Source organism: Enterovibrio makurazakiensis (assembly GCF_050336585.1).
Lineage (GTDB): Bacteria > Pseudomonadota > Gammaproteobacteria > Enterobacterales > Vibrionaceae > Enterovibrio > Enterovibrio gelatinilyticus.
The window spans coordinates 170259-193394 of record NZ_JAKJSE010000010.1 but is presented as its reverse complement, the minus strand read 5'-3'; the positions used below and the strand labels follow the sequence as shown (position 1 = coordinate 193394).

21 protein-coding genes are annotated in these 23136 nt (G+C 44.2%); 14 read left to right on the top strand and 7 right to left on the bottom strand.

Features of this window, described 5'->3' with window-relative positions:
- Positions 1-70 precede the first annotated feature (70 nt).
- Positions 71-859, bottom strand: a complete 789-nt coding sequence (locus L4D06_RS09000) for a phytanoyl-CoA dioxygenase family protein (RefSeq protein WP_274163227.1) — start codon at positions 857-859, stop codon at positions 71-73.
- 568 nt (positions 860-1427) lie between these two features.
- Here L4D06_RS09000 and L4D06_RS08995 point away from each other — a divergent pair.
- From L4D06_RS08995 to L4D06_RS08960, 8 genes are read left to right on the top strand one after another with little or no spacing between them, the layout of a single operon-like run.
- Positions 1428-2516, top strand: a complete 1089-nt coding sequence (locus L4D06_RS08995; protein ID WP_429738940.1) for a phosphoribosyltransferase domain-containing protein — start codon at positions 1428-1430, stop codon at positions 2514-2516.
- Entirely contained in the window at positions 2513-3274 is a 762-nt protein-coding gene (locus tag L4D06_RS08990) for an HAD family hydrolase (protein ID WP_429738938.1), read from the top strand. Before L4D06_RS08995 ends, L4D06_RS08990 begins: the two co-directional genes overlap by 4 nt.
- Entirely contained in the window at positions 3271-4374 is a 1104-nt protein-coding gene (locus L4D06_RS08985; RefSeq protein WP_429738936.1) for a cysteine protease StiP family protein, read from the top strand. The genes L4D06_RS08990 and L4D06_RS08985 overlap by 4 nt, the downstream gene beginning before the upstream one ends.
- A 9-nt stretch (positions 4375-4383) precedes the next feature.
- Positions 4384-5250, top strand: a complete 867-nt coding sequence (locus tag L4D06_RS08980) for an HpcH/HpaI aldolase/citrate lyase family protein (protein WP_429738934.1) — start codon at positions 4384-4386, stop codon at positions 5248-5250.
- A gap of 51 nt (positions 5251-5301) precedes the next feature.
- Positions 5302-6411, top strand: coding sequence for a toxic anion resistance protein (locus L4D06_RS08975; RefSeq protein WP_429738932.1), 1110 nt, complete (start codon positions 5302-5304; stop codon positions 6409-6411).
- A complete protein-coding gene (locus tag L4D06_RS08970; RefSeq protein ID WP_429738930.1) occupies positions 6412-7638 on the top strand; it encodes a toxic anion resistance protein in 1227 nt (408 codons plus the stop codon).
- Positions 7638-8204 (top strand): TerD family protein, encoded by a 567-nt coding sequence (locus L4D06_RS08965; RefSeq protein ID WP_274163220.1) that lies wholly within the window; start codon positions 7638-7640, stop codon positions 8202-8204. Before L4D06_RS08970 ends, L4D06_RS08965 begins: the two co-directional genes overlap by 1 nt.
- Positions 8205-8215: 11 nt before the next feature.
- Positions 8216-8791, top strand: a complete 576-nt coding sequence (locus L4D06_RS08960; RefSeq protein WP_274163219.1) for a TerD family protein — start codon at positions 8216-8218, stop codon at positions 8789-8791.
- A gap of 266 nt (positions 8792-9057) precedes the next feature.
- Here L4D06_RS08960 and L4D06_RS08955 read toward each other — a convergent pair whose 3' ends face one another.
- From L4D06_RS08955 to uraH, 4 genes are all read right to left on the bottom strand, one after another.
- A complete protein-coding gene (locus L4D06_RS08955) occupies positions 9058-10416 on the bottom strand; it encodes an 8-oxoguanine deaminase (protein WP_429738928.1) in 1359 nt (452 codons plus the stop codon).
- Positions 10417-10515: 99 nt separating this feature from the next.
- Positions 10516-11949: a nucleobase:cation symporter-2 family protein gene (locus L4D06_RS08950; protein ID WP_429738927.1), complete on the bottom strand. Its 1434-nt coding sequence runs from the start codon at positions 11947-11949 to the stop codon at positions 10516-10518.
- A 132-nt stretch (positions 11950-12081) separates the two neighbouring features.
- Positions 12082-13422, bottom strand: a complete 1341-nt coding sequence (locus L4D06_RS08945; RefSeq protein WP_429738925.1) for an NCS2 family permease — start codon at positions 13420-13422, stop codon at positions 12082-12084.
- A 140-nt stretch (positions 13423-13562) separates the two neighbouring features.
- Positions 13563-13916, bottom strand: a complete 354-nt coding sequence (gene uraH, locus L4D06_RS08940; RefSeq protein ID WP_274163215.1) for a hydroxyisourate hydrolase — start codon at positions 13914-13916, stop codon at positions 13563-13565.
- 557 nt (positions 13917-14473) lie between these two features.
- Here uraH and puuE point away from each other — a divergent pair.
- From puuE to L4D06_RS08915, 5 genes are all read left to right on the top strand, one after another.
- Positions 14474-15406: an allantoinase PuuE gene (puuE, locus tag L4D06_RS08935; RefSeq protein WP_274163214.1), complete on the top strand. Its 933-nt coding sequence runs from the start codon at positions 14474-14476 to the stop codon at positions 15404-15406.
- Between the two features lie 8 nt (positions 15407-15414).
- Complete coding sequence (uraD, locus tag L4D06_RS08930; protein ID WP_429738923.1) at positions 15415-15930, top strand: 2-oxo-4-hydroxy-4-carboxy-5-ureidoimidazoline decarboxylase; 516 nt, start codon at positions 15415-15417, stop codon at positions 15928-15930.
- Between the two features lie 186 nt (positions 15931-16116).
- Entirely contained in the window at positions 16117-17109 is a 993-nt protein-coding gene (gene alc / locus L4D06_RS08925; protein WP_429738921.1) for an allantoicase, read from the top strand.
- Between the two features lie 52 nt (positions 17110-17161).
- Positions 17162-17689, top strand: coding sequence for an ureidoglycolate lyase (locus L4D06_RS08920; protein ID WP_429738920.1), 528 nt, complete (start codon positions 17162-17164; stop codon positions 17687-17689).
- A gap of 170 nt (positions 17690-17859) precedes the next feature.
- Entirely contained in the window at positions 17860-19089 is a 1230-nt protein-coding gene (locus L4D06_RS08915; protein WP_274163210.1) for a urate hydroxylase PuuD, read from the top strand.
- Positions 19090-19705: 616 nt separating this feature from the next.
- On the opposite strand, the gene L4D06_RS08910 is transcribed toward L4D06_RS08915, so the two are convergent.
- On the bottom strand, positions 19706-20218 hold the full coding sequence (locus L4D06_RS08910) for a hypothetical protein (protein ID WP_429738919.1): 513 nt from the start codon (positions 20216-20218) through the stop codon (positions 19706-19708).
- Between the two features lie 207 nt (positions 20219-20425).
- On the opposite strand from L4D06_RS08910, the gene L4D06_RS08905 reads away from it, so the two are divergent.
- Positions 20426-22144: an SgrR family transcriptional regulator gene (locus tag L4D06_RS08905; RefSeq protein WP_429738917.1), complete on the top strand. Its 1719-nt coding sequence runs from the start codon at positions 20426-20428 to the stop codon at positions 22142-22144.
- Positions 22145-22238: 94 nt separating this feature from the next.
- Here L4D06_RS08905 and L4D06_RS08900 read toward each other — a convergent pair whose 3' ends face one another.
- Positions 22239-23120, bottom strand: a complete 882-nt coding sequence (locus tag L4D06_RS08900; protein WP_429738915.1) for an AEC family transporter — start codon at positions 23118-23120, stop codon at positions 22239-22241.
- Between the last annotated feature and the right edge of the window lie 16 nt (positions 23121-23136).

The window sequence follows — 23136 nt, the reverse complement described above, 5'->3', positions numbered from 1 at the left end:
TCTCAATATATGAGGTTGTTAGCGGTCAAAAAATCCCCTTTCGGGGATTTTTCGCTTGTTCTCGAAGTCTCTAAGCACACGCTAATGATTTTAGGTTCATCGAGTTGATGAACAATCTTGGGTCGGCAAGCTTGTTCAGCATAGCGGGGGTAGGTAGACAGTCATCATCAATGTAATCGATATAATCTGCCGCTGAATCAAAAATCAAGATATCCCACGCTAAACGATCTAGCCCGTATAGGCCGCGATGGATCATATCGGCGGAGAAGACCAACAGATCACCCGCAGCCAGTGGAATTTTGATCCCGCCCGAGATCTCGTCATTGCTTACCTTACCGTTTTCTTCTTGGCGAACATTGTGTTCTTCTTCGTTGTCCCAACGTTTGTGTGTACCGGGAATGATCTCCATGCCGGGTTCGTCAAACAGTGGAACCCGCAGGTGCGTGACTTGAGTGTCCTTTATGATTCGTTTTTGGTCTTCAAGGTCATAGTCATACTGACAGTCGCGGTGCCAGAAGTCTTTTTGTTCCGGATTCACTGGGTTGAAGAACAATTGTGTGTTCATGAACACAGGGTTTTCCGGTATAACCGCATTGACCACATTCATGATTTTCTTGGAACTGATGAACTCAAAAAGTTGGGCTCTGTCTTCATCGGGCAGATATTCACTGCCAGTGATCAACGATGAGTTGAACGCTTCTTCTCGATAAAATCTTCTGTTGTCGTCTTTCCACAGTTCGTGGAACTTGAGAATGACTTTTCTTAGTGAAGCAATTTGAGCTTCATCGAAATAATTTCTGAGAACAAAGTAACCGTGTTCGTTGTAACGGTTACTTAATTGTTGGCTGTTTTCTGACACTGACTACCTTCACACGTACTTTGCCGTAACTGACCACGGCGATCTTGGGCGCATGATGCCAGAGAGCCGTGGTTCTACCAAGTGAAATGCAGCACGTGGTGGCATATTACGGCTAGAGTATGTGTTGCACCTCCAGCTCATAATAGAGTCAGATATGCTGGGCAACTTTTTGCCAATCGAGCAACTTATTGCCTAGTGTCGAGTAATTATTTGCTACGCGTCTCGAATTAAGTATCTAACTTACTGTTTTTATAGAAATCATCTATTGGCATTTCTTTTGCTTTTTTTATGGCGAAATAGGTACAGTTAATACCTATGGGATTTTCGTGATTACAAGGCAAAAGCTCATGGCTCCCTCCGGTTTTTTCTGAATTGAAAATATTGATTTGAATCGCACCGATTAGATGATTTTGACTCGCGAAATTAATATTTTGCGTCTCAACAAGCACAACTGTTGAGTTGTGTTAAAGCAGCAATCAATGTGGTGTTATTTTCTTATGTAAAACAAAGCTGCGCTGTCTAGTTTCTTTGATGGTGTTGGTTATTAACTCAGTTTGCGAGAATAGAAGTGCAAAGGAATCAACACACAATAAGTAATGGAAAACTAGATATTGTTGTAAAATGCTCTCAATATCCTATGGATGAGCTTCTCTCGTTTGCTTCTCGTGAGAACCCTAAAAGAGGCTATCTGTTTGTCTCAAAAGTATTAGGGAAGCACTGGGCGGTAAAACCAAGCAGGATGAGAAAAACATACGATTCATTGTCGACACTTATTGGCAGTGATGTGTCTACATTTGTGGTTGGTATGTCGGAAACTGCCACTGGATTAGGTGCTGGTGTTGCGGATAGTCTAGCAAGAAGTCAAACCAATGATGTGTATTATCAACATACTACACGGCATCAGCTAAACGACACAGTTTGGTTGAAAGTGGAAGAATCGCATAGTCATGCCACGAGTCACCTTCTATATCAGCCGGAAAAGTCATTACTCGATAAGGTAAAACAGTGCCAAAGACTATTGCTTGTTGATGATGAAATTTCAACGGGTAAAACGCTGAAAAGACTTGGCGACGCACTTTTAGACAAGGGCTGCTGCATTGAAGAAGTCGTGATTGTATCTTTAGTAAATTGGCTGGATGTTGAACATAAAGAGCAATTCACCGAATGGCCTGTCAACGTAAGATTTGTTTCCTTACTGGAAGGAAGCTTTGCTTTCGAAGAAAAACCCAATTTGGACTTATCACTTCCAAGGAATACCGATAAAGATTTTTCGTTAATGAACTCTCGAAGAGATCTTGGAAGACTACCCATCAAAATGCCATATGCGGGAGAGATACCTTCATTGAACGTTGAGGGCCCAATAACCATCATTGGAGATGGTGAGCATTTGTATTTCCCATTCTTAGTTGCAGAGAAAGCGGAAAGTGATGGTAGGGATGTTGTTTTTCAATCTACTTCACGATCTCCCATCATGCTTGGCGACGCAATAAAATCAAAATTATCGTTTAGAGTTGATCATAGAGAAGTAGAGCACTATATCTACAACCTTGAGAGTGAAGGGCGAACATCCTTACATTTTATTGAAGATGAACGTCTCAGGCAACAGCATCAACTTGCTCGTCACTATCCTGTAAGCCAATATTGTGAAAGTGAATGATGAATATTGTTGTATTTACAGATCTTGATGATTGTTTTCTTTCTACAAAAAGAAAATTCCATAAGGACACGCCACTCACTACAGCTGCCTTTGATGCAAATGGGAACCCGCGCTCTTTCGCTTCCAATAAGCAATTGCAGATGCTGAATATATTGAGTGCGTCAGGTGCTGAGATTATCCCTGTTACAGGTAGAAGCCATGATGTGTTTAATCGAGTCTCCTTAGATATACTGAGTAAATCTTGGAAAGTTGTGTCCCACGGAGCATATATTTTAGATGCGAATGGAAATGCAGATAAGCATTGGTTGGAGCATCAGTCTGCATGTTACGACCTTGATGGTACGGCTTTAGAGATAAAACACCTTAATGACGTTATATCTACATTGATATACGAATCATCATTTCCAGCCAGAAGTTATATTGTTTCTGAAGAGGGTATTCTCTGTTACCTATGCGTTAAATGTGAGGAGGATACGAACTATAGTGAGATATTTAGTCATATAATTAAGCTTGTATCATCGAGTGCGGTTGATTTCAGGCTTCATGTCAACGGGAGAAATCTCGCACTTCTGCCCTCATATACGGATAAGGCCGCCGCTGTGAAGTTTATCAAAGAGCGCTATTTTGATGAAGAGAGCCTCTTTATTAGTGTTGGTGATAGCCTTACTGATCTTCCTTTTATGCAAACCGCAGACTTTTCAATATCTCCAACAAACAGCCAAATTTTCGACTATTTTGCTGGAGAGAAATTGATATGAAGACCTTACCAATTGTTGGGAGTTACCAAAGAGAAGATTGTCAGTTTCTTCTAGAGCTGGTTGAAGCAAAGTATCTGTCTATTGAGGAAAAAGAGAAAGCTATTCAGTCAGGGACTGTCCACTATTCGGATGTTCTCAATAAAGAGGCAGCCCCATCAGAGGTCTATCAGGCTTTGTTTTACCAATTTGTAGAGGACTACAAATATAAGTTTTCAAAGCATGTAATGGAGTTGGCCTCAACGCTGGATAAAAATCGTCGCGGTGACATAACGTTGCTTTCTTTGGCGAGAGCAGGTACGCCTATCGGCGTTTTATTAAAAAGAGCGCTTGAGGAGCATTATAATAGGAAGGTTCAACACTTCAGTGTAAGTATCATTCGGGACCGAGGTCTGGATCTAAACGCACTGGATTATTTAATCGAAGAACTAAACGTTAACCAAGAGTCCATTGCATTTATTGATGGTTGGACGGCTAAAGGCGTGATCACTCGTGAACTGTATCAGTCTATAAACACCTACAATGCGGAAAATAATACTCGAATACCTAATGAATTGTACGTGATATCTGATTGTGGAGGGTGGGCTGACTACTCAGCAACAGCTGAAGACTATCCCATTCCATCATCCATGCTTAATTCTACTGTATCAGGACTGATATCCAGAAGCATATGGCAGCCGCGTGAATCCAATAAGTTTCATGGGTGTTCAAAATATGAAGAGCTTAGCGAAGTTGATTGCTCTAACTGGTTTGTTGACCAGATTTCATCATTGTTTCCATATGTCAAAATTAAAGAGATCGGGGAAATATTTCAACCGACAAGTCAACAGCTGCGTTCTTCCCAGCAATCGTCAATGAAGCGTTTCATTGATGACATCATGTGCCGATATGGAATTAGTGATGTCAATCACATAAAACCTGGTGTCGCAGAGGCGACGAGAGTGATGCTTCGGCGAGTGCCTGAACTGCTTATCATACGCTCTATGAAAAGTGAAAAAGTCCAACATTTGATCACTCTTGCGAAAGAAAAAAATGTGAATATATCTGTAGAGACTTCATTATTATTTGAAGCTTGCGCTCTCATTAAGCAGTTGAAGAAGTAAGAAATAACGATGAAAAAAATAAACTATTTTTCGCTCGGAGCTACGTTGTATACCCCTTGTACACATGCTCGACTGAGTGAAATTATGCAACATGGGCTAGGCTCGAAAAGCATGGTGTTTTGTACTGAGGACGCGGTTGCTGAATATGATTTGCAAGAAAGTCTGGCTAATCTTAGACTTGCGCTGTCGAATACTGATGATGTGAGTTTTTATAGATTTGTTAGGCCGCGAAACTCAGATATTTTTTCCGAGATTTTGAGCTTTGAGGGTATAGACAAAATAGAAGGATTTGTTCTTCCGAAGTATGACCTCAAAACTGCTGATGATTATCACCAAGTCATTACTTCTCACCCTGATGTGATGGTCATGCCAACCCTAGAGTCCAGTGATATACTGGATCCTTCAAATTTGTCAAAGATTAGAAAGAAACTCGATAAAATAAAGGACAATGTCATTTGCCTAAGGATAGGCGGTAATGATTTATTTAACCTGCTTGGTTTAAAGCGTATGCAGTATCAAACGATTTATGAATCCCCGCTTCGTGCTGTTATTGAACAAATTGTCATTGCTTTTAGGCCTTATGGATACGAGATTTCGGCACCAGTTTTTGACTTCATTAATGACATCGAAACACTAAAATCTGAGCTTTATATGGATTTGAATTTTGGTTTGTTTTGCAAAACGGCAATCCATCCGCGCCAGGTCGAAATTATCGAGAGTTTTTACCAAGAATATTCGTCTGTGTATATTAAACAGGCTGAATCAATATTGTCTGAGCAATCATCCGCTGTTTATCAATTGAATGGACAGATGATGGAGAAATCCTGTCATTTTAATTGGGCTCAGCGCACCAAAAATTTGGCCAGCTCATTTTGAGTCTAATTATCTGAAATATTTATTGCTAGAGAACGTTGGCAGAACTTAATAATGATAAAAAAATTTCATACTGAAAATGATAGTCGCACGCAGCCTACTCCTTCTGAATTGGACGAATCTTCAACTCAAGACCAGAGCACAGCTAAAGTGAAACGATTTTGTGATGTGCCCCCAACAAAGGATATGGGGACAGTCCAAAAAAATGACGAAGCCAAAGAATCGATTTCTAAACGTTCTCCTTCCGTCATATTTAGCAATCGAGTTAAGTCAATACAAAGTGATGTTCTTAGTGCAACAGATGATTTCCAACGACAGGTTGATGAAATCTGTGCAAGAGACTTCATCGAACTTACTTTGAAAAATAAAGACTACTTACTTGTTCAAAATGTATACAGCCAAATTAACTTCAGTGATGCTGCATATCAAATTGAGTATGGAAATGATATTTCTAAAGGATTTCAAACCATTCAAGGGCATCTATCTGACTATGCAAAAATAGGTAAGGTTGATCGCATTTTAGAGCTGGGGACGGTGATAATAGACTTGGCGAAAAGCATCGATATTAACATATTTAATCCCAATAAAATCGGTACTAAAATATCCAATATGTTTGGAAGTCGACACCAGAAAACAACTAAGATAAAGCATGATTTCGACCATGCTAGCGATTTGATAGATGCTCGGGTTAACCGCGTATTTGATAATCTTAGTGAAGCAAGGAAGTTGCTAAGGGATTTTGATGCTTGGTCTAACCAACTCCGCTCACTCCATCAAGATCTACAAATAAATTTGATAGCCTTGAAGCTAAGAATTAATGATGTTGAAGTTGGCAGTAGTCAAGAACACGTTGATATGAATGGGCTTCCTGATAGTTTTCAAAGTAATAACGGTGTGTTTTTGGAAAGGTGGCATAGAAAAGTGAACACCTTGTTAGCCTTGAATCAATCAATATTGTTGACATTCCCTCAGATAGACCTCTATCGATCAAACTTGCTCTCCAGTTTCGAGCGACTCGAAGAAATTAAAGTCAATGTTATCCAAGTATGGAAGCAACAGTTTTTAACTGTTATTGCTGTCGATGAATCGAACGATGCCATCATGTATTACGAACTAAGTGACATACAAAATCAGCTGGTTAGAAATATTCAGGAGTTAAAGTAAATGACATTCAAGCCAAAGACGTTCACACCAAAAAGCGTTGTTCAGCCTCAGGTTGTAACGAGTACACCTGTCACCATCGATGCCGATTCATCGCTAGTAGTAGATACGTCTCTTACTTCTTCTGATTTACCCTCTATAGATAGTCGTGCGCAATTGGCCGTCGAAAACTATAAACAAGAGATCTCTGAAGCTAAACTTGACAGCGATACGATTTGTAGAGACATAGTGAGTCAGCTGAATAAAATAGATGTATATTCTTCGGACAACATTTCTGACTTGGGTCAGTCTTCTGCTGTAAAAATTAACGAATATTCTGACTCCATGCTTTCACACGTCAGAACCAATGATCTTGAGGACATGGGTAATAACCTCAACCAAGTCATTGGGCTAGCGAAAAATGTAGATGTCTCGGCGCTGATTGGCAAAAAAGGGATGTTTGGCAAAATCGTTTCAAAAATCCGAAATACTAAAGAATCTATCCTGGCTCAATTTAACTCCGTCACCACGCAACTCGACCGTGTTGTAAACGAAATAAACGCTCAACAGTCAAAATTGAAAGAGCGTTCTTCTCAGCTTGACACTGTATATAACCACAATGTTGATCAATTTCGATCTCTGACACTGTCCATTGTGTACGGTGAAGCCCGTTCAATGTTAATGCAAGACAAAATTGACAGTTTAGCCAAAAATCAACAAGAAGCGGCTTCTGCTCTTCTTGCGCAAGAGTTGAGTGATTTGCAAACCACAAAAGGTCGGTTAGAAAAGCGAGTTCATGACTTAAAATCTTTACAGTTATTGTCTTTGCAAACTGCGCCAATGATTCGAATGGTACAGAATAACAATCTAACACTTGTTGAGAAATTCGATAATATCAAGATGTTGACGATCCCGTCATGGAAAAAGCAATTTACACTTGCTATTTCGTTGTTGGAGCAAAAGAAATCAGTAGAATTGGCAAATAAAATTGATGATGCTACCAATGATCTCATTAAAAAGAATGCAGATCTTCTTAAGCAAAACACACTTCAAACCGCCCAAGCGAATCAACGCTCTACGATTGATATTGAAACGTTAGAACACGTTCAAAATACATTGATTACGACACTTGAAGATGTTGTATCCATTGAACAGGAAGGTGCTCGTAACCGTCTTGAAGCGGATGCAAAAATGGTCAACATGAAGAGTGAGCTCACTAATTTTCTGAAACAAGGACGAGGTAATAACTAATGGCAATTAATTTGGAAAAAGGAAATACAATCAATCTAAATAAATCCGAGCCCACGTTAAAAAACTTACGTTTGGGATTAGGTTGGGATCTTATTGCCAATGATCCACCAGTAGATATTGATTGTAGTGTGTTCATTTGTAAACACGATGCCCAACAACAGCCGAAGCTTATTTCAGATCAGCACTTTGTTTTTTATAACAACCTCCAATGTCCTGAAGGTGCCATTGTTCATTTGGGAGACAATCGCACAGGTGCTGGTGATGGTGATGATGAAACGATCAAGATAGACCTTTCTAAGGTTAATCCAAGTGCAACTGAGTTGTCGGTGTTTGTCACAATGCATAATGACAGTCGTGGTTTCTCACATGTGCAAACGAGCTATATCCGTTTATACAACGAAGCGAGTGGTAACCTCATCGCTGAATATAAACTGGGTAAAGAATTCTCTAACGAAACTTCCGTACAGGTTGGATCACTAGTTAAAAATGGCAATGAATGGACATTTCACGCAGTAGGTGCAGGCTATCAACTGGGTCTTGGTGATATCGTTGCAGGTTACCAATAAGGAGATATAAGGTGTCTATTAATCTTTCAAAAAACTCAACTATATCATTGACTAAAGAAGTCCCTTCGCTTTCTCAAATTACTGTAGGCCTCGGTTGGGATGTTGCCAAACCGAAAGGCTTCTTTGGTTCGATTTTTGGTTCTGGTTCAATTGATCTCGACGCATCATGTATTCTTATGGACGAGAATCAAAAAGTGATTGATGAAGTTTGGTTCAGCAAACTTAAATCATCATGTAAAGGGGTTCATCACCAAGGGGACAATCGAACTGGCGAAGGCGATGGTGATGATGAGCAAATTCGAATTTCTTTATCGAAGCTTAATAAATCAGTGAAGTATATCGCGATCACTGTAAATAGCTTTACGGGTCAATCTTTCGAGAAAGTAGACAATTCATTTTGTCGCATTATTGACCAGTCTTCTAAAGAAGTTTGTCGATTTACGCTTTCAGAACAAGGTAATCATACCGGTATATTTATCGGTTTGCTCAGTTTGAAAAACAAGGAATGGAGTTTCAGCTCTAAAGGAATACCAATGAGCGGCAAGACAGTTAAAGATATGGCTAATCTTTTGCCTGCACATATCTAACGATTCATTCTTATGACGATTAAGCGCAGTGTATGTCGCTGCGCAATCGCTAAAGATATGTATGTCGCTGCGCAATCGCTAAAGATAAGAATCAATTCTCTAGCACTAGAGATGTTTGACCCTCAAGACTAAATACCGTTTAGCTTGGGGGTTGAACAACACATTTCTTGGTACACGTGTCTACGCTCGTTTTTTGCTTATTTCAAATAGAGGTCGTATCCCTAACAATCAGTTGTGATACACAGAGCACATGATAATCAATCTCTTTATAGCTCTGCCTTGTTCGCCAACCTCCTTGCTGCCGCGCGATGCTTCACCATCAACTCTTGTGTATCGACACCAATGAGTTCTCCGTCTTTCACTCGCCATTCTCCATTCACCATGACTCTGTCTGCGCGGTTTGCGCCGCACAAAACAAGTGCTGCTAATGGGTCATGGCTACCTGAAAATTGGATCTCATCGAGTTTGAACATGGCGATGTCTGCCAGCAAGCCTTTGGACAGAGTGCCTATATCACTGCGCCCGATGTTTTTAGCAGAGCCTTGGGTTGCCCAACGTAAAGCATCTAGATGACTTACGCTAGAGGAACCGTATCGTAGGCGCTGAATATAAGTCGCCATGCGAAGTTCATTAACAAGGTTTGAACCGTCATTGGAGGCGGAGCCATCCACACCAAGCCCAACTGAAGCGCCCGCTGCTTCGAGTTCCAAGTTCCGACAAATACCCGAAGCCAGCATCATGTTTGAACTTGGGCAATGGCAAATGCCAATACCTGCCTTACCCAATCGTTCGATCTCTTCATCATTAAAGTGAATACCATGTGCGAGCCATGTTCGGTTGTGAAGCCAGCCGACATCTTCGAGGTAATCAACAGGTCGGAGACCGAATTTCTCTAAGCAAAAGTCCTCTTCGTCGATGGTTTCACAAAGGTGGGTGTGAAGCATGACATCGTGTTGTTTAGCGACACGTGCGGTTTCTTTCATCAAGTCAGTGGTGACTGAAAATGGTGAACAAGGGGCGAGGGCAATTTGCGTCATACCGCCGAATTCGGGCTGGTGGTATTCGCGAATTAGGCGAAGGCTGTCATCAATAATAGCTTGCTCGGTTTGAATGGTGTGTCGAGGTGGCAGGCCACCTTGATCTTCGCCTAAACTCATCGATCCGCGGGTTAGCACCGTTCTTAGGCCTAGAGCTCGGGTCGCTTCCACCTGAATGTCGATGGCATGCTCCAGCCCAACGGGAATCAAATAGTGATGATCAGAGGCTGTTGTACAGCCGGAAAGTAATAATTCCGCGCTCGCGAGTTGCGTGCCCAAACGCATCATCTCTTCATCAAGCCCCGCCCAAACTGGGTACAAAGCTTTGAGCCAATGAAACAGCTCTTTGTCCAGTGCATCAGGATAGGCGCGGGTAAGGGTCTGGTAGAAGTGGTGATGCGCATTGATCAATCCGGGTAACACGACATGTTCTGAGGCATCCACAATCTGATCGACTTTGATGGATGGTAGGGCGTTCTTAGCGACCAGTTCAACGATGGTATTACCTTCAATAACCACACCACCAGAAGCGTCTTCGTTTGTGCCTGTCCAAATTGCGAGGGGAGATTTAAGCCAGATTGTCGCCATGTGTGAATATCCTTTGTCGGTGAAGTCAGTGTGATTGAAAACAGAGTCTTTGACGAAAATCGCCCCGAATGAACGGGGCGATAACGTGCTAGGTGAGGTTTATTGTGTCGGTTTGGAATCCTCATCGAGCGGCGCGTCTTTTGGCGCGGTAACGCTAACCATTACTGGATCGGCAGTGTCTTCGTTCAATGGCTGAGTGTGTTCGCTGTTCATTTCTTCCTCTTCGGCTTCACGCTCAGCGGTCACATCTTCTCTTGATTTAGGAAGAACGAGATTCAGCATTACAGCGACAATCGTCCCTGTGGTGATGCCTGAATGAAGAAGTTGCGCGATATCGTGGTGGAGGTGCTGAAGCAACGAAGGTTTGATGGTGACGGCTAAACCCGCAGCGAGTGAGACACAAATCACCAAGGCGTTGCGACGCGTATCGGCTGCTTTCACTAGCATGCGGATACCCGCATAAGCGATCATCCCGAACATAACAAAACCAACGCCACCCAATACAGGTTTCGGCACAGACACAGCCAACGCGCCGAATTTAGGGAATAAGCCAGCAAGAATGAGCAATGCGCCAGTGGTGCCAACCACAAACCGACTTGCTACCCCAGTAATGCCCACGATGCCGACGTTCTGGCTGAACGATGCCAATGGCATGGCGCCAAATAAAGAGCCGACGGCACTGCCGATACCATCACCTAACAGTCCGCGCTTTAGATCTTTACCGGAAATGGTGCGATGACAGTTACTGGCAAGGGCAAGGAAATCTCCCGTCGCTTCTGCAATCACGACGATGTACGCAAGGCACATGCCTATGATGGCGGGCCATGAGAAACTGAGACCAAACTTAAAGGGCTCTGGAGCGGCAAACCAGCTTGAATTGTGGAGCTGATCGAGGTTGACCATACCCATACTGAGTGCGACAAGGTAACCACCCGCCAAACCAATCACGATGGCTGATGCTGCCACTCCGCCTTTGGCATAGGTCGAAACTAAAAGGACTACCAATAGCGAAATTGCAGCAAGAAATAGCTTCGGTAGTGTAGCGAATTGATCGCTGCCTGAGGGGGCATCACCGATCCAGTTCATGGCGACGGGTAATATCGTCAAGCCAATCAAGGTAACCACAACGCCACTGACAACAGGAGGGAAGAGTTTTCGGATCTGCTCCATGAAGAAAGCTGAAACAATGACTAGGCAGGCACCCACGAGGGCTGCGCCCATTATACCGGAGACCCCATCCGCTTTGCCTATCCCGATAGCTATCCCCAAAAAGGCGAAACTTGACCCCATAACTACGGGCAAACGAATACCCACTGGGCCTACTCCAAGGCATTGGACAATAGTAAAGGCACCAGAAACGAATAGTGCTGCGTTAATCAGTGTCACGACATCACCGGCAGGCAATCCGATGGCGCTGCCGACGATGAGAGGGACAGCAATAATGCCCCCAATGGAAGCAAGCATATGTTGTAGTGCCAGCAAAAATGTTGAGCCTGCTGGTGGCCTGTCGTTTAACTCGTAAAGCAATTTCATAGTATTTTCCTCTTACTGTCTCGTTCCCTTCGACAGCGATGATAGTGAAATTCCGTTTACCCTTGATACTGATTGAAAGGTTGTCCAATCCTAAAATAGAAAGAAGGGACCTCTGCGGGTCCCTATATTTTGTTATCCAAGAATGATGAGTTTGAACACAAAGAGAATGCTCAATACATACATGGCGATGGAAATATCTGAGAATTTTCCGGTGCCTGCTTTGAGTACGGTGTACGTGATGAAACCTAATGCGATGCCATTTGAGATTGAAAAAGTCAGTGGCATCATGAGCGCGGTGACGGCAGCAGGGACGGAATCAGTAAAGTCATCCCAGTTGACGTTCTTGATGCTGCTCATCATGAGAAATGCGACATAAATCAGTGCGCCAGCCGTGGCGTATGCAGGGATCATCCCCGCCAATGGCGCGAGGAAAATAGCGGCCAGAAACAGCAAGCTCACCACAACCGCAGACAACCCCGTTCGTGCGCCAGCAGACACACCCGATGCACTTTCAACATAACTGGTGACAGGTGGGCAACCAAAGCAAGCGCCGATGACACTCGACAGACTATCTGCCTTTAGCGCTTTTGGTAGCCCATCTATTTTTCCGGTTTCTTTGTTGACTAAGTTTGCGCGTTCAGCCACGCCCATTAATGTGCCCGCGGTATCGAACATGTTCACGAAAAGGAAAGCGAGAATGATACTGATCATGCCGACATTGAACGCGCCAGCGATGTCCATGGCCATAAAGGTGGGGGCAATACTCGGCGGTGCGGAAAAGATACCATTGTATTCGAAAAGACCGAGAGCAAGGCCAATGAGCGTCACGCTGAATATGCCAATGAGCACGGAGCCAAAGACTTTCTTTACAGACAACACGGAAATAATGAAGAAGCAGACTGCGGCAAGAATGGCAGGGGGCTGCGTGAAATCACCCAATGTCACCAGTGTGGCATTACTACCCACAACGATGCCGGCACTTTTCAGCCCAATGATGCCAAGAAATAGTCCGACCCCCGCAGTCATGCCATAACGCAAACTGGTGGGAATACTTTCGATGACCCATTCACGGACACGTGACACGCTGAGACCCACAAAGATCACACCGGAAATAAACACGGCACCGAGTGCGACTTGCCAGCTATAGCCCATTTCGCCAACGACAGTGAAAGCAAAAAATGCGTTCAACCCCATCCCTGGTGCAAGACCAACAGGCCAGTTCGCAAATAGTCCCATCATCAAAGTACCGATGGCTGCGCCTATGCAGGTAGCGACAAAGAGCGCACCGGGATCCATACCTGACGCGGACATGATGTTTGGGTTCACGAAAATGATATATGCCATGGTGGCAAAGGTGGTGATCCCGCCAATAAACTCGTTCTTTACTGATGTGCCGTGTTGGCTGAGTTTGAAGAACCTCTCCAGAAAGCCACTCTTTACTGATGTTTGTTCAACAGTGCTATTCTTGTCCATCGTTTCCATCCTGTTGTTTCCATCCAATTGCACTAGGCATTACGGCGAGGTTTCTATGTCGCTGAAGTCCTATTCGTATTTACGTTCTTGCGGCAGTCGCAACTGACGCTTTTATTGCGTTGTTTTCCTTTGTTGGAGTGTCAGCTTCCTCGGTAAGTCGAAAAACTGTAGGGAGAGACCAATAAAGGAACATGAAAGTGGGCGCTTGGGTCGTTAATCCCGAATCGAATAACGATGTCATCAAGAAAAGGGATTTCACTAAGGGTGACCCCCATGCTGTGAAAGTAATTGGCTGTATTGAATTGAAGTTGATACTTGCCTTTCAACAACTCATCGCCCTCAAGCAGAGGCTCATTGGTTCTACCATCTTGATTCGTGATGGTGGTGATGACATGTTCGAGGCCGTGACCCGATACTCTATAGAGTGTGACCTCAATTTCTGATCCTGGTTTTCCGTTGCTCGTGTCGAGTACGTGTGTTGTCAGCTTTCCCATATTGGTTTTGTCCCTTTATGAACCATAATTCCTTTATGTGTTGATTTGGTTTGAATGAGATGTCTCCAACTTTTTTGCCAATTGATCTGCCAATTGATTGGAAGCGTTAACGACATCTCTAACAACACTTTTACTAAAATGTGCACATCTATAAATTGAAATGTACACAATAGTTAAGTCTTGTAAAGGTCAAAAATTACGCAGTGTTAATTGTGAGAAATACAGAAGAAAGCGCTTATAGCATGGGTTTGGCGAGAAAAATTGACGATAAATCGCACTGTTCTCAATTTGCAGAAACATGATGGCGGCAACATTTTGTTAACTTGTTCTTGTAAATTGTATACAAAATGTAATACTAAAAATGTGCTTATGCCAAGTAAGGCATCACGTATAGGTTATACAAAATAATTTCTAATTGACTTCGCGCTAAGGTCTTTCGTTCGATCAGCATCATTTTTCGATGCTCTTTCTAACTGCAAACAGCAGTTAGTGAGGGGTATAGGTTGTTGATTGATCGTTGATATTGGCTTGAAGTTGGTATGTTGATAGGAAAGGCGATGAGTAGTGACTACCCTCGGGATCTAAAAGGTTATGGCGCTTACCCACCTCACCCTCGATGGCCGGGAGAGGCTCGGATTGCAGTGTCATTTGTACTCAACTACGAAGAAGGCGGTGAGCGCTGTGTTTTGCATGGCGACAGAGAGTCGGAAGCCTTTCTATCTGAAATACCCTCAGCTCAACCTCTAGCGGGCGTTCGCCACATCAGTATGGAATCGATGTATGAATATGGTTCGAGGGCGGGCGTGTGGCGTGTACTGCGGTTGTTTAGACAGCATGAAATTCCATTGACCGTTTTTGCAGTTGGTATGGCCGCAGAGCGACATCCAGATGTGATTAGAACGATGGCTGATGAAGGCCACGAAATATGCAGCCACGGTTATCGCTGGATTGATTATCAATATGTACGCGAAGAAGATGAACGCGCAGACATGACTAAAGCCATTGACGCGATTGAGAACATTGTTGGCGAACGGCCGGTAGGTTGGTACACAGGAAGAACCAGTCCAAATACACGTCGACTGGTGGCAGAAGAGGGTGGTTTTCTTTATGACTCTGACGCTTATGACGATGATCTTCCGTATTGGCATGAAGACGGCACACCGCCTGGCAAGCCGCAACTTGTTATCCCGTATTCACTGGACGCGAACGATATGCGTTTTTCAACCGTTCAAGGTTTTAATTCGGGCGAACAGTTTTTCCAATACCTGAAAGACAGTTTTGATGTGTTGTATGAAGAAGGACAAGACGCCCCAAAAATGATGTCTATCGGGTTACATTGCCGTTTGATTGGTCGACCAGGAAGATTGGCGGCATTGAAGCGTTTTGTTGAGTACGTGAAGCAACACGATAGTGTATGGATTACGCGTCGTGTTGATATTGCAGAGCATTGGCACAAACATCATCCACACCCATCGATGACCAAGGAGTAGGTAGCGCAATGGCATTATTTTCTACGTGTCGCCCAAGCGAGCAAACCCAAGAACAATTTGTTGATACGTTCGGTGGTGTTTTCGAACACAGCTCTTGGGTTGCTGAACAGGCTTACGGTGACGGGCTAGATAGCACATTTGATGAAGTAGATACCCTTCATACAAGAATGGCAGGAGTGCTAAACAACGCAGATGATGCATCAAAAATGCAGGTGATTTTGGCTCACCCAGATTTGGCAGGACGCGCCGCACAAGCAGGAGAACTGACTGCTGAATCTACTAATGAGCAGGCAAGTGCGGGTATTAGCCAATGCTCCGCCGAAGAGTTTGCACGGTTTACAGATTTTAACCAACGTTACAAAGAGAAGTTTGCGTTCCCTTTCATCATGGCGGTAAAGGGTGCTAATCGATACGCAATCTTGGAAGCATTTGAGCGTCGTTTAGATAACGACCTCGCGACGGAATTCGACACGGCGATTACTGAAATTAACAAAATCGCCTTGTTCAGGCTACGTGATTTGTAGCTCTCTGGTCGCCGTTTTCTTTCACTAGAATTAACGGCGTTTACAGCGTCTCGCAAATTGAAGCTCGCCGGAAACCTGTTCTTGGTTTCTCGCCACAGTGAAAGGGAAAAAGACGCGACCTTTTGTATTCAAGGACGTTTGTTTTGATGCAACGCTTTGGATATATACGATAAAGGAAGCAATGAAATGGATAATCGTCCTGATTTCACCAAGCTCGTCAATCTCGCTAGTCACCGACTAGGCGCACAGGCAATCTTTGCCACAGACGACTTTTTTGCCGATAAGCAACGTCTTTTGGATGATGGCCCTGCGCAATGGAAAGAAGATGTCTATGACGACAATGGGAAGTGGATGGATGGCTGGGAATCGCGACGCAAGCGCGAAGAAGGTCATGACTACTGTGTTGTTAGACTCGGCTTAACCGGTAAGATCCTTGGGGTCGATATTGATACTTCTCATTTTACTGGTAACTATCCGCCCTCTGCTTCGTTAGAGGCTTGTTACTGTCCTGATGGTGATCCTGAACGCGATCAGCAGTGGACTGAAGTTTTGCCGTCATTGAGCCTCAATGGCGATAGCCATCATTTTGCTGAAATTTCTTCTCCAAATGTATTCACACATGTTCGTTTCCACATTTATCCCGATGGTGGTGTTGCACGCTTACGTGTATACGGGTATCCCGAGATCGATTGGGAGCGAGTGCATCCCGAAACTGAGTTGGATTTAGTTGCTGTTGAGAATGGCGGGAGGGCGCTAGCGTGTAACGATCAACACTTTGGTCATATGAGCAACCTCATCATGCCGGGACGTGGTGTGAACATGGGTGATGGCTGGGAAACCGCCCGTCGCCGTGTGCCTGGAAATGATTGGGTCATCTTGTCCCTTGGTCATGCTGGTATCATTGATCGCATCGAGATCGATACAGCTCACTTCAAAGGTAATTACCCAGACACTATTTCCATTCAAGCGGCGGTCGTGAATGGAGGAACCGATGAACAAATCGCCACCCAAAGCTTGTTCTGGCGCGAATTGCTGCCAAGCCAGAAGTTATCGGCCGACAACATTCACGAATTCATTGATCAGCTCAATACACTTGGTGCTGTTTCTCATGTCAGAGTGAATATTTTCCCAGACGGCGGTATTAGTCGTGTGCGCTTAATTGGTCGTAAATCGGGTTGATAAGAATACTTGTTGCAGATTGTCATAGGGATTGAGAAGGGATAAGAAGGGAATGAATAAAGAGACTGCTGCTGAAAATGCCATCAAGTTAATACCTGAACCGCTAACTAGAGAAGCGTTTGCACCTTTTGGTGATGTTATTGAAGCAGAGGATCGCGAATTCTTCATGATCAACAATGGTTCAACACGCCGCTTCCATAAACTCGCCACTACGCAAGTTGATGAAGGGAGTGGTGTGATCATCAATATTTTCGAAGCAACACCTCTTTCCTTTCCACTCTCAATCAAGATGCTCGAACGCCATCCTAAAGGTTCGCAAGCCTTCATGCCGTTGCTCGGAAACGATTATCTCGTCGTTGTCGCACCGGTAGAAGAAAAGCCGGATCCTCTTAAAATTAAAGCGTTCTATGCAAAAGGTACGCAAGGGGTGAATTATCACTCTGGCGTATGGCATCACCCCGTATTGGCACTCGCACCAAAGGATCAATTCTTGGTGGTCGACCGTGAAGGTGAGGGGAGCAACTGTGACGAGTTTTTCTTTTCAGGACAAACACATGTGATATTGGCACCTAATTTGTAACATGAACTGACGAGAGCAATGAAAACCTGCTTTGTTTAAGGTGAGCACCAATATCAAAGAAAGAAATAGGATGACGTCGGCGAACACATACTCTTAACGTGATTTGTTCACAAGGCAGAAAATGTGGCGTTCACTGATGGCGAGCGACGTTGTTCAGAAAGGAGGAAATAATGGATCCTTATATCACGGAATGGCTGAATCTGGCGGTGCGCTGGATGCATATGATCACTGGCGTTGCATGGATTGGCGCGTCGTTTTATTTTGTGTGGCTTGAGAACAACCTGAATAGACAAAACCCACGTGATGGATTGTCGGGAGATCTGTGGGCGATTCATGGCGGGGGCATTTATCACCTCGAGAAATACAAACTCGCCCCAGAAAAGATGCCAGAAACCTTACACTGGTTTAAATGGGAAGCGTATTTCACGTGGATCACTGGCATGACGCTGCTCTTCATCGTGTTTTATGCAAATGCTGATATCTACTTGGTGAAACCCGGATCGGAGTTTGGCGCCAGCACGACAGTAATGATTGGCATTGCGTCACTGGTGGCTGGGTGGTTTATCTATGACCTTTTGTGTGATTCGCCATTAGGCAAAAAGCCGATGCTATTAGGCATGGCACTTTTTGCTGGCTTAGTGTTTGCGGCGTGGGCGTTAAGTTTGGTGTTCAGTGGTCGTGGCGCTTACATTCATGTTGGTGCAATTATTGGTACTATCATGGTGGGCAATGTATTTAGGGTGATCATGCCGGGGCAACGTGCGCTGGTGAAGGCGATCGAAGAAAACAGAGAACCGGATGCAAGTCTGCCGGCTAAGGCGTTATTGCGTTCACGTCACAACAATTATCTTACCCTTCCTGTGCTGTTTATCATGATCAGCAATCATTTCCCAAGCACCTATGGTCACGAATTTAACTGGGCAGTGTTAGCCGGTGTTTCGTTACTCAGTGTTTTGGTTCGGCATTATTTTAACACCCGCCATGGTAGCCAAAAATATGCATGGACATTACCGGCTGCGGCGCTAGGTATGATCTGTTTAGCTTATGTGTCTGCACCATCGAATTCGACACCATCGGCAGATTTGCATGCACATACCGAGAGCATGCCTGCAGATCCCGCGACGTTGTCACCCACGATGCAGGTGTTCGTGCAGGTGGATACCATTATCAAAGCACGCTGTACGGCTTGTCATTCTCAATCACCCTCTCATCCGGCGTTTGCTGTCGCTCCCGCAGGTGTCATGCTCGATACACCTGAACAGATACAACGTGAGGCAATGAGAATAGTGGCTCAGTCTGTTGATACAACGATTATGCCGCTAGGGAATTTGACTCAAATGACGCAAGAAGAACGTGATGTGTTAGGGCAATGGGCGAAGGCTGGCGCTGCAATTCAATAGTGTAAAAAAACATTTTTGTAGAACCTCGGAGTTATTGCCTGAATAGGTGTTCTTCGGGGTTTTATCTTTTGTAAATCATGCACTTTTGGTGATTATTCTTGATGTGCGTCTGGTTGCACCTTTGAGGTATCTCACGAAATCATATTTGAGACGAATATCAGTGGAATTTATTTAACATTTGGCAAGATTTGGTAACGATTTTTGGTTATACTCGCAGCCGAAAAAACAGCCAATGGTTGTTGACCTTATATAAATAACATTATTTTGCGCTAACCCCTTAAGGAGCATCTTGTGGAAACCATTCTTGTCGTCGCATTCGTCTTTGCTGCATTCTTGATCGTAAAGAAAGAACGCGCTTCACGTGCATAAATAGAAAGCCTGCTGTTAAACACACTTTTTGAGCCTATTTTATCAGCACCTTTTTAGCTGCTTGCAAAGCAGCAGTGATATTTCAATGACATAAGCATGAATTTACAGGTGCTAGTGTCTCCGAGATGCCACACGCTAACACAGTAAGAGATATACCGAATTTAAATAAAAAAGCAGAGCCGTCAGGTTCTGCTTTTTTATTTGGGGTTGCCCCTTAGGTTTTTAGGTTGCTGGGTATAACCCGTACCTATTCGCAGACTAATATTTCGCTGTCTGTCTGATTTTCCAAGTAAGCACGCATAGCCGCAGCGACCTCACCGTTCATACCAAATATGTCGTACAAACCGACCACCGATTCGCCTTCTTCTAGGCTGCTAAAAATCATCCCTGTTGCAACAGGTTTTCCCGATTGCATTGCGACATGCAGTGAGACATTAATACCATCAGGTGTTGGAATATCGGTGAGTGACAACTGGGATAAAAACTCAAGCAATGATGCGCTTTCTGATTCCGGCCATTTCTGGGCTAATGTTCGCGCATATCTCACCATCAGAGGGTGGCAATCTACTGTGTAGAAAGTGTAATCATTGCTGTTACCCATATTGGTGCGTTGTTCAATAATGGTGGGAGTTTTCTCTGACGCTTTGTAGAGACTTAAGCCCTGAATGCTTTCTGGTGTGGGGAACTGAGCGTTTTTGACGTGGCTCGCCATCCAAAATTGTTTTTTGTGAAAATGGGAAAGAATAGCAGCGTCGCTCATGTTTGCTCCTGTGCCAGATTGGCCTCTTGCAGTTGAGCCTCGATAATAGCTTTATAGCGCTAAATAACAATCCTCAATAGGGAAAATGAGGAAACAAACTTGGGGTTTGGTCGTTTTTTGCGCGAGTATAACAGTAGGCATTCCCAGAATATTCAGTAAAATAGGAAGTTACGGCGTCCAATTTGGTTGAAATTAGGTTCCCCTTTTATGTCAGGACAGCGTCTTCAAACACAGTTTTCTAAGGTCTATGCGCATTTCGGTGGCAAAGACAGTGATACGAACCTCCAAGATATGGCTGAAATCTTCAGTTGTACTCGTCGCAATGCCCGCATGGTTCTGAGCAAAATGGCGGAGCATGGATGGTTAAGCTGGGAGCCAGCAGTAGGCCGTGGCAAGCAGAGCCAACTCATTTTCCATCGCAGTGATTCCGACTTGCAAATGAAGCGTGTTCGACAGTGGGTGAAAGATGGAAAGCTTGATGCTGCACTCGAGGATTTAGGCAACGATGCGTCCAAATTGGCGCAATTGATACAAGAGCAATTAGGGGTGTCGACACAAGAAGGGAAGCAAATCATTCGTCTTCCTTATTACCGCGCTTTTCCTTGCTTGAATCCTGCCAAACCACTAAGACGCTCTGAACAGCATTTGATCACCCAGATATTTAATGGATTAACGCGTTTTAATGAATCAACGGAGCAAGTCGAAGCGGATCTCGCTCATCATTGGGAGGCGCTATCTGATACCCATTGGCGCTTTTATCTTAGACCGGCGGTGCGATTCCATGATGGGAATCTGCTACATACCGATGATGTCATTTGGTCGCTACAAGTACTTAGCAGTAATGTGTTTTTTTCTCACATTGATTCGATTCAAGCTCCTGCTGAAAACGTCATTGATTTCCACTTAAAACGCCCTGATAGGCGCTTGCCAGACACACTTGCGGTACCTATGGCTTCCATACAGTCGAGGAAGGCGGCGGAGGCAAAGAACGGTGAGTTATTTCCTGTTGGCACTGGGCCATATCGCGTGGTGGAAAACAATAGTCATCAGTTGGTGTTAAAAGCCAATGATCATTACTTTGGTTTTCGCGCATTAACAGATGAAATTGAAATTTGGGTGCTAGATAGTGCCGCCATGTGTTACTTACAGCCTACAGCCAAACTTGATCCCACGGCGTTAGATTCACGACAAGGTATTTTACAAAGTGGAACTAAAGAGCGCTTGGCGTTGGATGAAGGGTGTAATTACCTTCTATTAAATCGCAACAATGGTATTGCCAAGGATCCGCGTTGGGCGGCATATCTCAGTGATCGTCTTTCTTCATTACGACTATTGCCGCACTTGGCAGAAAGTGGCATTGGTGAGTATCGTTTGACTAATGCTTACGGATTACTGCCGGGTTGGATTCATACTAATGTTTCTCATTTGGACGTATCTGCGCCAGAGAAAAAGGGACTCAGGCTTGCTCATCAATCCGACAATCCATTATTTCCTTTGATGGCGAAAGCACTTAAATCACTTCTCGCAATAGATGGGATTACGTTGGAAATTGATGTCGTTCCATACGAAGATATCATGTCCCCTAAACATGCAAAGAAAGTCGATATTTGGCTATGTGGCATGAGTTTAGGTAACAAACGGAGCGATGCCATTTTGCCTTGGTTATTGAGTTTCTCCCATCTTTCCACCGCGATGCCCTCGGCTGAATTTAGCGAAATCACTAACAAAATGACCGAATGGCGATCTGGTGATGCAACGCATTTCGATGCAGAAGTCATCGGAAAAATGCTGGTGGAATCAGCGCAAATCATCCCGTTATTTCATATTTGGCTAGGCGTCGTTGATGGGCGTGAACTCGAAGATGTGTCATCTAACAAAGTGGGCTGGTTTGATTTTAAATCCGTTTGGAAGAAGCCTGCACTTTAGTATATTTCCTACTATCAGTATCAGTATCAGTATCAGTATCAGTGCTAGATATTCGTGCTCATGAGGTGACTAGCAAGCTTAAGCAGCGTGCGATTCAGAACATCGCGAAAGCGGCATACAGCAGCGCGGGTAGCGTAATAATGGTGAGGAAGTTTCCAAACAATACCATTGAAGCCACTTTGTCTGGACCCACGTGAAAGCGTTCTGCAAACAAGAAATTCATCACCGCGGGTGGCAGCATAGCAAACAGTAGCATCATACGAAGATGTTCAGGTGGGAGTGGCACGAAAAAGTAAATAACCGCAAAACTGGCGGCGCCTGTCGCCAGGCTTAACGCTGTGCTCAGTAAACCAACGCCCAATCCCGACCATTGAATCGCCGTTAATTGCACTCCCAATGAAATCAACATGACCGGGACGGCCGCGCTTCCAATTAGCACCATTCCGTCGTTTAGCGGCTTCCAGACCTCGATGCCACTAAAATTAAAAATCAACGCGAGTAGGGCTGCAATTAATATGGGCATTTTGAAAATCTGATAGAACCGGTACTCACTGTTGCTAAGCAGTGCCAATCCCACAGTAATGTGGAGCATCATAGAGACAACAAACAGTAAGATTGCTGGCGCCTCTGCACTGGCGCCAAAGGCATAACCAAACAAAGGGATCGCCAGGTTACCGCTGTTACGGAACATTTGCGGTGGTGCCCAGGTTTTATAGGATATATTAAGGAGTTTGCTCACAGGTATCATCAAGATCCCGGGTAGCAGTACAGCAATAACCGCGGCAATAAACAGCGCATTTTGTTCACCGCCCATCGGCATGACGGAAAGTGTTGTAAAGACTAAACAGGGCACCATTAAATCGATATTGATTCGGTTGATATGACGCATATCCGGTCGAAAGCCTTTCCCCACGAAAAAACCTGCCACGACTACGGCAAAAACTGGAAACAAAATACTGACAACTTTTTCGAGCATCCATGCCCCTTAGAGA

Excerpts from the sequence above, each read along its gene's own strand:
- L4D06_RS08990 (WP_429738938.1), top strand. The coding sequence starts at position 2,513 with ATGATGAATATTGTTGTATTTACAGATCTTGATGATTGTTTTCTTTCT.
- L4D06_RS08985 (WP_429738936.1), top strand. The coding sequence starts at position 3,271 with ATGAAGACCTTACCAATTGTTGGGAGTTACCAAAGAGAAGATTGTCAG.
- L4D06_RS08980 (WP_429738934.1), top strand. The coding sequence starts at position 4,384 with ATGAAAAAAATAAACTATTTTTCGCTCGGAGCTACGTTGTATACCCCT.
- L4D06_RS08975 (WP_429738932.1), top strand. The coding sequence starts at position 5,302 with ATGATAAAAAAATTTCATACTGAAAATGATAGTCGCACGCAGCCTACT.
- L4D06_RS08970 (WP_429738930.1), top strand. The coding sequence starts at position 6,412 with ATGACATTCAAGCCAAAGACGTTCACACCAAAAAGCGTTGTTCAGCCT.
- L4D06_RS08965 (WP_274163220.1), top strand. The coding sequence starts at position 7,638 with ATGGCAATTAATTTGGAAAAAGGAAATACAATCAATCTAAATAAATCC.
- L4D06_RS08955 (WP_429738928.1), bottom strand. The coding sequence starts at position 10,416 with ATGGCGACAATCTGGCTTAAATCTCCCCTCGCAATTTGGACAGGCACA.
- L4D06_RS08950 (WP_429738927.1), bottom strand. The coding sequence starts at position 11,949 with ATGAAATTGCTTTACGAGTTAAACGACAGGCCACCAGCAGGCTCAACA.
- L4D06_RS08945 (WP_429738925.1), bottom strand. The coding sequence starts at position 13,422 with ATGGACAAGAATAGCACTGTTGAACAAACATCAGTAAAGAGTGGCTTT.
- uraH (WP_274163215.1), bottom strand. The coding sequence starts at position 13,916 with ATGGGAAAGCTGACAACACACGTACTCGACACGAGCAACGGAAAACCA.
- puuE (WP_274163214.1), top strand. The coding sequence starts at position 14,474 with ATGAGTAGTGACTACCCTCGGGATCTAAAAGGTTATGGCGCTTACCCA.
- uraD (WP_429738923.1), top strand. The coding sequence starts at position 15,415 with ATGGCATTATTTTCTACGTGTCGCCCAAGCGAGCAAACCCAAGAACAA.
- alc (WP_429738921.1), top strand. The coding sequence starts at position 16,117 with ATGGATAATCGTCCTGATTTCACCAAGCTCGTCAATCTCGCTAGTCAC.
- L4D06_RS08920 (WP_429738920.1), top strand. The coding sequence starts at position 17,162 with ATGAATAAAGAGACTGCTGCTGAAAATGCCATCAAGTTAATACCTGAA.
- L4D06_RS08915 (WP_274163210.1), top strand. The coding sequence starts at position 17,860 with ATGGATCCTTATATCACGGAATGGCTGAATCTGGCGGTGCGCTGGATG.
- L4D06_RS08910 (WP_429738919.1), bottom strand. The coding sequence starts at position 20,218 with ATGAGCGACGCTGCTATTCTTTCCCATTTTCACAAAAAACAATTTTGG.
- L4D06_RS08905 (WP_429738917.1), top strand. The coding sequence starts at position 20,426 with ATGTCAGGACAGCGTCTTCAAACACAGTTTTCTAAGGTCTATGCGCAT.
- L4D06_RS08900 (WP_429738915.1), bottom strand. The coding sequence starts at position 23,120 with ATGCTCGAAAAAGTTGTCAGTATTTTGTTTCCAGTTTTTGCCGTAGTC.